This is a genomic window from Paenibacillus sp. GQ49, assembly GCF_059759055.1.
The window spans coordinates 451,280-463,810 of sequence record NZ_JCAXEL010000002.1; the positions used below are offsets into that span (position 1 = coordinate 451,280).

A 12,531-nucleotide genomic window follows, 5' to 3' on the forward strand; every position below is an offset into this window, starting at 1 on the left:
CCGCCTATCTTCCGTTTTTGGAATCACCCTGATCGTTGGAATTCGAACCTTCAACAGGTTTCCCCAGTGTATTACGCATTTGAGTATCTGCTTCAATATTTTTGAGATTCATGTAGTCCATCACACCAATTTTCCCACTACGCAAAGCCTCTGCCATTGCAAGTGGTACTGCCGATTCAGACTCAACAACGCGCGCTCTCATCTCTACAACGCGTGCTTTCATCTCTTGCTCTTGTGCTACAGCCATCGCACGACGTTCTTCCGCTTTGGCTTGAGCAATTCGCTTGTCAGCTTCCGCCTGCTCAGTTTGCAAGAAAGCACCAATATTTTTACCGATATCCACGTCCGCAATATCAATGGACAGGATCTCAAAGGCAGTTCCAGAATCCAAACCTTTGGACAAAACTGTACGAGAGATCAGATCCGGATTTTCCAAAACCACTTTATGCGTTTCTGCTGAACCGTTGGTACTTACGATCCCTTCACCGACACGGGCAATGATTGTTTCTTCACCAGCACCACCGACGAGTCGATCGATATTCGCACGAACTGTAATTCTTGCTCGAACATTGACTTCGATACCATCTTTTGCCACCGCAGATACAACAGGCGTTTCAATAACACGCGGGTTAACACTCATTTGAACCGCCTGCAATACGTCACGACCAGCAAGGTCAATCGCAGCAGCACGTTCAAATTCGAGTGGAATGTTTGCACGCTGGGCAGCGATCAGAGCGTTAACCACACGGTCAACGTTACCACCAGCCAGGAAGTGACTTTCCAGTTGATTCATCGACAATTGAATGCCTGCTTTAGTGGCTTTGATCATCGGATTTACGATTCGGCTAGGTGTTACACGTCTGAGTCTCATCGCAACCAGTGTAATAATACTAACACGCACACCGGATGCAATTGCCGAGATCCAGAGCATGACCGGGAAAAAGCTGAAGAATACGCTCAATACGATGATGGCTACTACCGCAATGAGCAAAACCGTAATCATAGTTGGTTCCATTGTTTAATTTCCTCCATTTGCAATTTGATTTTGATAAAAACACTTGAGAAGACATTCATGAGTCCGCTGCTAAATTAAAGAATGCACCACCTCGCTGGCAGCTTCAGCTACGTGGTTATGTACATTGCCGAAGCGTTAATCCGCTTCGACAACAGAGCAGGTTACACCGGTAATGCTTGCTGAACAACAATCCGGGTACCTTCCGCTTTAATCACAATAATCGGGGTGTCAACCGGAATGAAATCACCATCTGCCACAACATCAATTCGTTCTCCTTCAAACATCGCTGTTCCAGAAGGTCGAAGCGGTGTGAGACTAATGCCTTGCAGTCCAATCAACTCTTTACGCTCTGTAGCGGATGAGTATCCACGCTCAGCTGACATACTGTCACTCAGTATGAATCTATTCCATATCCCTCGATCTTTAAACAGTACTGCGATAATCGCAATCACTACCAATGCTGCTCCGAAAGCGATACCCAAGGAAACGAATGCATCACTCGTATCATAAGCAGCCCTCACAACACCTGCAACAAGCGCAATTGATCCCAGAATACCCAAGATACCCATACTTGGTATGAACATCTCCAGAATCATCAAGATGAGTCCAACAGTGAACAACACCCACGTCTCTGCTCCTGCAAAACCGGCAACGTAATTTCCTGAGAAATACAGGACAAAACATACAATACCGACAATACCAGGTACTCCGAACCCAGGAACGATCAATTCAATGGCCACACCTGCGATTCCGAGGAACAACAATATGGTCATGACAACCGGATTGGTAAGAAAGGATGAGATGTTCTCTGCTGTCGTCCGTTCTACCTTAAATACGTCATCCTGACTGTAACCTGCCCAAGCTGCCGCTTCTTCCGGTGTGTTGCTAATGTGGTCGGCATAACCAACTTTCAGCGCTTCTTCAGCCGAGAGAGCAATAATTTCACCTTTTTGCTTGGTTTTATTGATCTCTGGCATTTCAACAACGATGTTAACATCCGTCATTCCAGCTGCAATCTTGCCATCACGACCACTGATTTCTGCCGCTCCCTGCATTTTGCTTTTCCAGAATGCAACAAGCTTTGGATCATCAACATGTTTACCCGTACTGTCCACCATTGCTGCCGCACCAATCATACTGCCTGGTGACATTACGATCTTATCTGCATTCAGAGCCAGAAAACTCCCGGCTGAAGCAGCATCTCCACGAACAAATGCAACAGTCTCAATCGGACTGTCCTTGATCAGGATACCCAATGCTTCTGCAGTGTCGACACGGCCTCCCGGCGTATTGATATCAAGAACGATCAGGCCAGCATTCATCTCTTCTGCTTGCTTGAACCCGCGTTCCATGAACTTGCCAAGTCCCTGCTCGATTGGTTTATCAACCGGAATAATATATACGGCACCACTCTTCTCAGCTGCATGCGCTGACGGTGATCCAATCCAGACAGGAAGCAACAGCGTCAGCAGCATTAAGAGCATCAATGGCCCCGTAAGCTTCTTCCGGCGCTTTCCCTTCACAATAGTCCCCCCTTTTCCATTAATGTTATACTGTCCAGCTTATGGTATTTATTACGTGCAATGCAACATTTCGTTTCAAAATCTTAAAATTATATTTGAAAACCCGATCAATTGCAAGAATAAAAATCCATAATAATATATATTAACCATTAAAAAGGAATTTTGTCATCCCAAGGACATCATGCTTTCTGATAAATGGAAAAAACACCTCCTGACAAGTCAGAAGGTGTTTATTGATTTGCTTTATTGCAGAAATTGTTGAACTGCTTGATTTACCAGTTTGCCGTCCGCTTTGCCTTTAACTTTCGGCATAAGGGCCGCCATGACTTTCCCCATCTCGGCTTTCGAAGAAGCACCGGTTTCCTGGATGGTCTGCTGTACAATAACTTTAATTTCTTCTTCGGTAAGCTGTGTGGGAAGGTACTGGATGAGTACTTCAATTTCCGCTTTTGCATTTGCCGCGAGATCTTCACGGCCCGCTTTGTCAAATTCTTGGAGGGCATCTTTGCGCTGTTTGATTTCACGACTCAGGATATCAAGCACTTCGTTGTCATCCAAATCTCTTTTCAAATCTATTTCAAGATTCTTGATCGTCGAACGAATCAACCGAATGTTGGAGAGTCTGAACTTGTCCTTACTCTTCATCGCTTGCTTCATATCTTCGTTCAATCGTTCGCTAAGATTCATGTAGTTAAAATCCTCCTAAAACTTTCTCTTACGAGCAGCCTCGGACTTTTTCTTGCGCTTTACGCTTGGCTTCTCATAATGCTTACGTTTCTTCACCTCAGCCAATACGCCATCTTTAGCGATGGAGCGTTTAAAACGACGAAGTGCAGCATCAATAGTCTCGTTTTTGCGAACTTTAGTTTCAGACACCAGTTTTCCCTCCCTCCGACCAGACCGTCCAAGAGCAATAACACGGTTCATCATCTTACATTATAGGCGAAAGATAATAAAGGTGTCAACCTCAATGTAATGATCACTTATTTGAATCCATTTTATAACTCAAAGGTATTATGAAATGAATTCATTATATAAGCATTTGGTCACACATTCGTGGATTTAATGCATATGACTAAATCCTCAATATTAGTACCCATTAGCTCGTTTATTTGTGAGAATCGGACAGACTTGTCAACACGCCAAGTCTCGTACCACCCAACAAATGGTAATGCAGATGATGAACGGTTTGTTCTCCATCCTTACCACAATTGTTGATTAAGCGATATCCTGTTTCCTCCACGCCAAGACGCTTCGCCGCTTCTTGAGCAGCCAGATGAATCTCGCCGATCAATGGCAGATCTTCTGCAGTAACTTCATTCATGGAAGCAATATGTTTCTTCGGAATGACAAGAACATGTGTCGGTGCAGCGGGCTGGATGTCATGAAAAACGATAACATGGTCATTCTCCAGTACTTTATTGGAGGGAATGCTGCCCTCTACAATTTTGCAAAATAAGCAATCCATAGTTCATACCCTCCTTTGTATTCCAGTGTATGTATTCCCTTCTATCATACTAGAAGTAAAAACCCACGTCCAATCTCTAGACACACAACCAGGCAATCTACGTCAACTCTCCATATATCATCGAGCCGAACACTATACGACATTGGATGTATACCACGCCATTACATTGAAATATGGTTTTATCACGCACTTTTTCCAATTAAACAAATATGTATGGTTAATGACACACAAAAGGAGATTGGTTAATTTGACCGTTTATCAACATGTACAGGAACTTATCGGTAATACGCCACTGCTTGAATTAACTCGTTATCCATTACCGGAAGGAATCCGCCTGTTCGCCAAACTGGAATTCATGAATCCTGGAGGAAGTGTGAAGGACAGGATTGGCAAGTTTTTATTGGAGAAGGCCTTGGCACGAGGAGTTGTTAAGCCAGGTGGAACGGTGATCGAAGCTACCGCAGGCAATACAGGCATTGGTCTTGCAATGGCGGCTGTAGGCCTTAATTTAAAGGTCATTTTCACGGTACCTCAGAAGTTCAGCGTTGAGAAGCAGCAGTTGATGAAAGCCCTTGGTGCTACGGTCGTCAACACCCCCACATCTGAAGGAATCACTGGTGCCATACGCAAGGCGGAATCACTGGCGAAAGAAATACCGGGTTCCTATATTCCAGGTCAGTTCTCCAATGCGGATAACCCACTCGCACATTATGAACATCTGGGCCCTGAGATTTGGCGTGATCTGAACGGGCAGGTGGATGTATATGTCGCCGGAGCCGGGTCTGGCGGAACTTTCATGGGAGTATCTCGCTATTTGAAGGAGCAAAACCCGTTAATTAAAACTTGTATCGTAGAACCCGAAGGTTCGATTCTGGCAGGAGGTCCATCGGGACCACATCGTACAGAAGGAATAGGGGTCGAAACATTATCTTCTTTTATGGATGTGAGTTACTTTGATGCCATTCATACGATCTCAGATGAAGATGCCTTTGAGCGGGTCAAGGATCTGGCCTTGTTGGAAGGCTTACTGGTAGGAAGTTCCTCAGGTGCAGCTATGCAAGCCGCATTAAACGAAGCTGTTCACGCAGCTCCCGGAAGTAACATCGTTGTTATTTTCCCGGATAGCAGCGAACGGTATTTAAGCCAAAATATATATAATGGAGGACAATGAAATGAGACCAAAAACCAAGCTGATTCATGCAGGTATTGTTGGTGATCCACACACTGGAGCAGTGAGTGTACCGATCTATCAAGTGAGCACGTATGAGCAAGAATCGGTTGGCGTACACAAAGGATACGAGTATTCACGTACAGGCAACCCTACCCGTCATGCGTTGGAAGAAGTCATTAAAGAGCTGGAGGATGGCGTTCGAGGTTTTGCTTTTAGTTCGGGCATGGCTGCAATTCACGCTGTACTGTCTCTGTTGAAAACTGGAGATCACGTCATTCTGACGGATGATGTATACGGCGGGACTTACCGTATTTTCACCAAGGTGCTGAGTCGTCTGGGGATCGAGTCTACCTTTGTAGATACTACCTCACCACAAGCACTGGAAAAGGCTTTGCAATCCAATACAAAGGCCATCTATGTAGAAACACCTACCAATCCGTTACTCAAGGTCACCGATATTACTGCTGTAGCGAAATGGTCAAAACAACATGAATTGATGTTCATCGTGGATAACACGTTTAGTACGCCTTATTGGCAAACCCCGCTGGCTCTGGGAGCGGATATTGTACTACATTCTGCAACAAAATATATCGGTGGTCATAGTGATGTCGTGGCAGGACTTGCGGTTGTCAACAGCGAGCAACTTGGTGAAGATCTGCATTTTATTCAAAATGCAATTGGCGCAGTCCTGGGACCTATGGATTCCTGGCTGTTAATGCGAGGTCTGAAAACATTGGGATTGCGGATGGAAGCGCAAGAACACAATACAGAGCAGATTGTGACATTTCTGAATCAACATCCAACAGTGAGCAAAGTCTATTATCCCGGGTTGCCCAACCATCCGCAGCACAAGCTCGCTTCCACGCAAGCGAGAGGATATGGCGGTATGGTTTCCTTTGATGTAGGCAGTGCTGAAAAAGTAGATGAGGTGTTAAGCAAAGTCCGTTATTTCACATTGGCTGAAAGTCTGGGCGCGGTGGAAAGTTTAATTTCTGTACCTGCCCGAATGACACATGCTTCCATTCCCTATGAACGTCGGCAAGAATTGGGGATCACGGATGGTTTGATTCGTATCTCCGTTGGGATCGAGGATGTTGAGGATTTACTTGAGGATTTGAAATCTGCATTAAGTTGAGGGTATTTTGAAGTCCATGCTGGCGATCTTGGAGAAGGAGTAGTGGACGATGGACGATTTTCCAAGGAACACAGGGCGTCTTATTTGGCGTTCAGGCCACATTTGAAATTATAAGGAACATCAGGCACGTTATTTACCAAAACAACCTCAAAAAAATGCTGAAAGCAGCTGTTTGTTCGGTTATAACGTGTATCAGATTCCTTAAAATTCTGAGGGCGCTTCAAAGCCTTGAATAAGATGCCTCAGATTCGTCAGCACTCACACATCATGCTTTGCTCCTCCAATCCTGGGCAAGAGAACAGCATCGATTCCGCCCGAAGCTAAGCTTTTAATCGGAAATGAGAATTAAAGCTTTCCGGTTTCTTGATCGTTTGCTCGCACATAGGCACGTTCTCGTATATTCAGGATGCAGTACACCGATTGCTGCTACGGACACGTTAAGGCCAGGTTCTGATTTCAGCAGGTTTAAATACAAGTTATGTGCTATCCGTTCATCTTCGATCTTACACTAATCAGGTTCAAAAAAAGGTCATGCCTTACAGAAGTTCGCTTCTGCCTAGGCATGACCTTTTTTTGATATTCGGTATGTTGCCAGTTGTATTGCAATGACTATGGCGATACATCAGGCTGAGACTCTGTATGTGATAAGACCTCTGTATTTCATTCTGTACGGTACCATGAATGAAACATCCGTCCTCAGCTAGTTATTTTCGAGGATTTTCATAGGATGCCCATAGGGTACATAAGAATGTGTCACTTGCAGTTATGCCTGTTTTTTAATTTCAATAGTACGGTAAAAGGGTTAACGCTGTAAGCGCAAATAACGGGAGCACCAGTCGGTTAAAACGTCTACGGCCATAACCATAATACGGATAAGGTGTAGGGTAGCCGTAACCTGGATAAAATCCGCGAGTATGACCTATCGGATAGTTTGCTCCCGGCATTGCATTTGGAGCCCAGTTCGCATGATTCACCATGGCTTCCGGTCCAACGGGAACAGCCAGATAGATCATTTCGTCATCCACATTTTCCATAATGCCATCGTAGTGCATACCGTCATTCATCTGTACACATACATAACGGTGCATGTGTTCCTTACATATTTTCTTCGCTTCCACTTTTTCCACTTGCCAACGCCTCCCTGATTCTGCTCTTGATCACCTTTTCATGGTATTCAGAACTGGGCGAATTGACACTACTGACGAAAAAACACAAAAAAAAGAAGCACCCCGTGAGCGGCTTCCTTGGAAGGCTGCTGCGCGGACATCTATTCAGGAAACGTCCTGATCAGATGTCCGCCGGGGTACTTAAATAAAGTTTGTCGGCTTAACTGTAGTATAACAGCGGGATGAACCTGTATCTGTGATGTAACTCACTCCGCTATATTGTAAAAGCAAGAAAAGAAATATTTTTACAAAAATAACATTCGGAAATAATCAGTTACTTGGGCAGAGAGAAGTGTAATGCCTTCCTCTTTTCTCCATGTCGTGCCGTTAAATCGGTAACAGGTCACTTCTCCAGACAGACAAACATACATCCGCACTATATTTTCAGCATTCTGGTCCAAGCCCGGATTGTAAGCGGATAAACATCATACACGTTTCCCTCTACAGGGTCTCCAAGACCACCCGTGAGCCGTTTCCGGCCTCACCTGCCGGAATCACCACAAGTTTGCGCGGCAAGCGTGCACGCAGTTCAGGCACGTGACTGATTACACCAACAGCCAATCGGTCGTCATGCAATTTTTCCAGAGACGTAATGACGGTATCCAACAGTTCAGGGTCAAGGGTACCAAACCCTTCATCCAGGAAGAAGAATTGAAGTGGGTACTGACCTCGCAGCTGAATCTGGGCTGACAGTGCCAAAGCCAGTGACAACGAAGTCAAAAACGTCTCGCCACCTGACAACGTTGATACCGGTCGTTTGACTCCCCCGTTAGCATCATCACAAATCACAAAACCACCACCGGAATCCACCTCGAGTGAATAACGCTGTTTGGTCAGGAAGCGCAGACGCTGAGATGCCGCATGACTAACCTGCATCAGTTGTTCTTCGGCAATATACTCGACAAAAGCATTGCCTCTGAACGCGGATTGAAGTTTGCTGAGCAGTTCGCCTTGACGGCTTACCTCCACCCGCTTGTTCTCCAGTTCGGTCCAGCGAACATGTCGCTGCTCCACATCCTCCAGATCACGTTCTGCACGTGCTTTGGCACGAAGGGCAGCCTCGTCCTCAATTCGGACCTGCTGCAAACGTTCGGTGCAGGCTAACCACTGTTCCTCCGATACGGCAGCACCACCCAGCTTTTGTTCCAATTCACGTAACTGGGATGCCAGTTCACGCTCACGTTCACGGTGCTGCTGGATCTCTCCTGCCAGTCGTTCTGCTTCCTGGGAAGGAATCGCCGCAGACACAACGGCATCATCCGAGTCAAACGGGGATTGTTCCAGCAATTGCTTCCACCGTTCCTGTGCCTGTTGCAGATGTTCTGTGGCCGAGGCGGCTGCCTGCTGTGCCATGACGTCTTTCTTGGCTGATTCCTGCTTCAGTGTGTCCGCTTCTTTGAAGCGTTGTGCCGAGTCCGAAGCTGTTTTCCGCAGTCCATCCAGACGAGCCTGAGCCGCAGTAATCAGATCTTCTACCCGTTGCTCCCCAACCCACTGGCGCAAGCGTTCTTCCTTCTCGGCCAGCTGTTTGCTATTGCCCTGCCACTCCGTTTGCCACTGAATCAGTTGTTTGTCCAATTCCACCAGCTTCTGCTGGAGAGATTGGATGATTTGGTCTTTTTCCTCAAGGAACGTCACGCTTTTGTTAAGACGTTCCTTGATGTCTTCGGCGCGCGCATCGCGCTCCTGCATCGCCTGATAGAGGGCCTTGGCCTCCTCCTGAGCGATGCCCGGCAGTTCCATGGCCCAGCGGCTCTGCAAAGTAGCCGCTGCGGCCTCGCTCTCAGCCAGCTTGCGCTCCGCCTGGGTGAGCCCGGCACGGCCGGCCTCTTGCGCAGCTGCCGCTTCCATGCGGCGCTGCTGCGCGCCCACAGCCGCCTGCTGCAACGCGGCGGCTTCGGCCTGGAGCGGCGCTGCTGCGGCAGCCAGCGCCTGCGCGGCTTCGCGCAGCGCAGCGGCACGCGATGCCCAGCCTGCCGGGGAGCGCCCGTGTTCGAGCGACCCGGCGGGCTCGGGCTCCGCTGCCGCAGGCGCGGCCTCGGCTGCGGCCGGAGCTTCGCCGGCCGCGGCGCCAAGCTGCGTCAGCAGGCTGCGACGTTCGTGCAGCTGCTGGCGCAGCCCAAAGCGCAGCTCCTGCAGCTCCGCGTGCAGGCTGCGCAGCACTTCCAGGTCCGCATCGCCTGCATGCGGACCTTCTCCCGGCGGCGCAGCCGGGAGCGGGTGATGCGGCGAGCCGCACACCGGGCATGGCTCGCCATCTTGCAGCTCGGCGCGCAAGGCGGAGGACAGCCGGTGCAGCTCCTGCTCACGCATCGTGCCACGCAGCTGTTCCTCCGCTAGAGCCAGTAGGCTCTGTTCGCGGCTAATATCCTGCTCACAGGCAAGCAAGGCCTCAAGACCTGCTGACGCCTGTTCTACCAGATGCTGACGCTGATCACTCAGGCGTTGTTCTTCCTCAGCCGCCGCCTTCAGCTTGTCGGCTCCCTGTTCTGCCGACTGCTTATAGGCTTGCATGTCAGCCTTATTTTGCTGCAACTGCTCCGCGGCAGTATCCACACGATGTTTCAGTTCAAGTGCAGCTTGAAGTTGCCTGCGTTCCTCTGACTTCACTTCATTTGGCTTAAGGCTCTCCTGTAGTTCCTCACGCCGTTTTCGTCCACGCTGTTGCAATTCCTTTTCTTTCTCAAGCTGCTGTCCCAGCGCAGTCTGTTCGCTCTGCCCCTGTTCCAGCAACTGTGAGAGGCGCGAGCAATCGGCCTGAAGCCCGTCCCGTTCCCGTTGCAGCTCTTTTGCTTGTTCGAGTTGCTCCAGGCGCAGCAAAAGTTTCGGTTCTTCCTCAGTCATTTGCTTGCGTGCCGTCTCAGCCTTCTCCGCTTCCTGAACAGCCAGACGCTCATGTTCCAGTGCTTGCTGATGAGCTTTCTCGGCGGTATCCTGCCGCTGCTTCTGTGTAGCCGTGGCATCTCGAACCGTCTGCAGCGCAGGCAGTATTGCATCTGCCGCAACGGATTGTTTCAGCCGTTGTTCGCCTGCCTCTATCTGTGGTTCCAGTGCTTTCAGCTTCTGCTGTTCATCCATCCGGGCCTGCCGTTCGTTACTTAACTCACGAATTTTGCCCAGTTGTTCAGCTTCCTTCGCAGCTTCATCCAGCGCTTTGCGGGACAATTCAGACTGCTGAACAGCGGTTTGAAGAAGACGTTTCGTTTCTTCCAGCGTCTCCTTGCTGGCATTACCAAGTCCCTGTTGCTCCGCAGCAAGAGATTGGTGAACCATATCATTATCCTTGACCCGCCGACTTAATTTGATGGCCAATTGGTCCCCATACTTCTCCAGATGGAATAATCGTTGCAGCATTTGGCGACGTTCACTGCCTTTGAGTGACAAAAACTCGGCAAACTTCCCTTGCGGAAGCACCACTGCCCGTGTAAAATCATCCATCTTCAAACCGATCACATCTTCAACGCAGCGATTCACATCTGCCAATTTGTCGGCAAGTACCTGTTCTTCGCCATTAACCGTCTCTATGAATTTGCTGATCGTGTTACTCACCGAAACTTCATTATTTCGTTTGAAACGTCGCTCTACCCGGAACCTCCGAGTGCCTTCCGCCGACATCAGTTCAAATGTAAAAGCAACCGACAACGAATCCTCTGCATGATTCATAATGCCTTGCGTCCCGTTCACCGCACGTTCCACTTTTCCGTACATGGCGAGTGTGATGGCATCGAGCAAGGAAGATTTACCACTACCCGTTGGACCGAAAATACCAAATAGCCCCGTCTCCGTCAGCACGGTAAAATCAATTTCCTGCATCTCCCGGTAACTTTGCAGTCCGGCAACTTTTAATAGAATTGGCTTCATCTTTCCTCGACCTCCTCACGCGCACCCGGCTCGTCTTCATCCACAAGTTCCAGGAAAAGCTGTACCAGGCTGTCTTCCGGTTGTGCACCACCGGTCTGACGCTGATAAAATTTACGGAACAGTTCGTGGACCGGCAGCTCGGATCGTTGTTCCAAAAGTCCTGCTGCAGCCATCTCGGGATACACCGGGCGAATATGAATGATACCTTCATGTGATTTTCGCAGTTGCTGAATCTCCTTCAGGGACATCGCCTCGTCCAGCCACACTTCCATGTCGATAAAAGCCTGTGGATCACGCCCCTCATCCAGCCAACGATATACTTCTGCCAGACCACCACGGGCCTGCCAACGTACAAGCGGACGCCCGGAGGTTAACAAAACTTCTTCTACCTGTGCTGCTCCACCCGGCGCCAGATCAACCATTGTGACAGACTTGCTCTGCCCTGCTTCCGAGAAGCTGTAGGCGAGCGGAGAACCGCTATATCGAATCACACCGTCTCCTTTGACAGCCTGTGCACGATGAAGATGCCCGAGTGCCGTGTATTGCGCACCAGTCGCTAAAGATGAAGGGTCCACCGTGTAGGCCCCACCGATCTGAATCGGACGTTCCGAATCACTCTCAAGTCCGCCGAGCACATAGATATGACTCATGGCCAAGTTCACGGTATCCGGGCGAAAAGAAGCTGCCAGACGCTGCATTAACATGCCCACCCGGTGACTGTATGCCTGACGAAGCACATTTTCGTCCCCATCTGTTGTCAGCAATTCATTCAATCTGGCTTCAGAAGGATAAGGTAATGCAGCAATCTGTGCAATTTCTCCGGTTCGCTTTGCATGGATGGTTACCGCTTCTGAAGTAGGCATCCCTACGAGTGTGATGCCCTGTCTGTTCACAAGTGGAGTTACGGAAGCTACACGTTCTGGCTGATCATGATTCCCTGCAATCACCACAAGAGGTCTTCCATGCTCCGTCAGACGTGCTGCCGCTTCATAAAAAAGCTGTTCCGCCGCTGCGGGAGGATTCACCGAATCATACACATCTCCGGCCATCAATATGGCATCCGCCTGCTGCTCATCAGCCAACCTGACGAGTTCATCAACGAAATCTTCCTGTTCACGCAGTCGGCTTCGTCCTTCCAGCGTTTTTCCCAAATGCCAGTCCCCTGTATGCAAAATACGCATCGTCCGTTCCA

Annotated in this window: 10 protein-coding genes; 2 read left to right on the forward strand and 8 right to left on the reverse strand. The window is 48.8% G+C overall.

The window, feature by feature from the left end:
- Nucleotides 1–4: 4 nt before the first annotated feature.
- The 5 genes from floA to AC6CIF_RS06685 all read right to left on the reverse strand — a co-directional run bounded on the left by floA (nt 5) and on the right by AC6CIF_RS06685 (nt 4,006).
- Nucleotides 5–1,015 carry a flotillin-like protein FloA gene (gene floA, locus AC6CIF_RS06665; protein ID WP_076211626.1) on the reverse strand — a complete coding sequence of 337 codons (1,011 nt, stop codon included), beginning with the start codon at nt 1,013–1,015 and terminating at the stop codon, nt 5–7.
- Between the two features lie 161 nt (nt 1,016–1,176).
- Nucleotides 1,177–2,499 carry an NfeD family protein gene (locus tag AC6CIF_RS06670; protein ID WP_076211727.1) on the reverse strand — a complete coding sequence of 441 codons (1,323 nt, stop codon included), beginning with the start codon at nt 2,497–2,499 and terminating at the stop codon, nt 1,177–1,179.
- A 282-nt stretch (nt 2,500–2,781) separates the two neighbouring features.
- Nucleotides 2,782–3,225 carry a GatB/YqeY domain-containing protein gene (locus AC6CIF_RS06675; RefSeq protein WP_017687237.1) on the reverse strand — a complete coding sequence of 148 codons (444 nt, stop codon included), beginning with the start codon at nt 3,223–3,225 and terminating at the stop codon, nt 2,782–2,784.
- A 15-nt stretch (nt 3,226–3,240) separates the two neighbouring features.
- Nucleotides 3,241–3,414, reverse strand: a complete 174-nt coding sequence (rpsU, locus tag AC6CIF_RS06680) for a 30S ribosomal protein S21 (RefSeq protein ID WP_005547957.1) — start codon at nt 3,412–3,414, stop codon at nt 3,241–3,243.
- Nucleotides 3,415–3,646: 232 nt separating this feature from the next.
- On the reverse strand, nt 3,647–4,006 hold the full coding sequence (locus AC6CIF_RS06685) for a histidine triad nucleotide-binding protein (protein WP_024628477.1): 360 nt from the start codon (nt 4,004–4,006) through the stop codon (nt 3,647–3,649).
- Nucleotides 4,007–4,226: 220 nt separating this feature from the next.
- Here AC6CIF_RS06685 and AC6CIF_RS06690 point away from each other — a divergent pair, with 220 nt between their 5' ends.
- Together AC6CIF_RS06690 and AC6CIF_RS06695 are read left to right on the forward strand one after the other, a co-directional pair.
- Nucleotides 4,227–5,177 (forward strand): PLP-dependent cysteine synthase family protein, encoded by a 951-nt coding sequence (locus tag AC6CIF_RS06690; RefSeq protein WP_498198615.1) that lies wholly within the window; start codon nt 4,227–4,229, stop codon nt 5,175–5,177.
- A 1-nt stretch (nt 5,178) separates the two neighbouring features.
- Complete coding sequence (locus tag AC6CIF_RS06695) at nt 5,179–6,312, forward strand: bifunctional cystathionine gamma-lyase/homocysteine desulfhydrase (protein WP_498198617.1); 1,134 nt, start codon at nt 5,179–5,181, stop codon at nt 6,310–6,312.
- Between the two features lie 782 nt (nt 6,313–7,094).
- On the opposite strand, the gene AC6CIF_RS06700 is transcribed toward AC6CIF_RS06695, so the two are convergent.
- The 3 genes from AC6CIF_RS06700 to AC6CIF_RS06710 form a co-directional block, all read right to left on the reverse strand.
- On the reverse strand, nt 7,095–7,439 hold the full coding sequence (locus AC6CIF_RS06700; protein WP_036674796.1) for a hypothetical protein: 345 nt from the start codon (nt 7,437–7,439) through the stop codon (nt 7,095–7,097).
- A gap of 480 nt (nt 7,440–7,919) precedes the next feature.
- The gene (locus AC6CIF_RS06705) at nt 7,920–11,339 is read right to left on the reverse strand and encodes an AAA family ATPase (protein ID WP_498198619.1); all 3,420 of its coding nucleotides are present in this window, start codon (nt 11,337–11,339) and stop codon (nt 7,920–7,922) included.
- Nucleotides 11,336–12,520, reverse strand: coding sequence for an exonuclease SbcCD subunit D (locus AC6CIF_RS06710; RefSeq protein ID WP_076211634.1), 1,185 nt, complete (start codon nt 12,518–12,520; stop codon nt 11,336–11,338). The genes AC6CIF_RS06705 and AC6CIF_RS06710 overlap by 4 nt, the downstream gene beginning before the upstream one ends.
- Between the last annotated feature and the right edge of the window lie 11 nt (nt 12,521–12,531).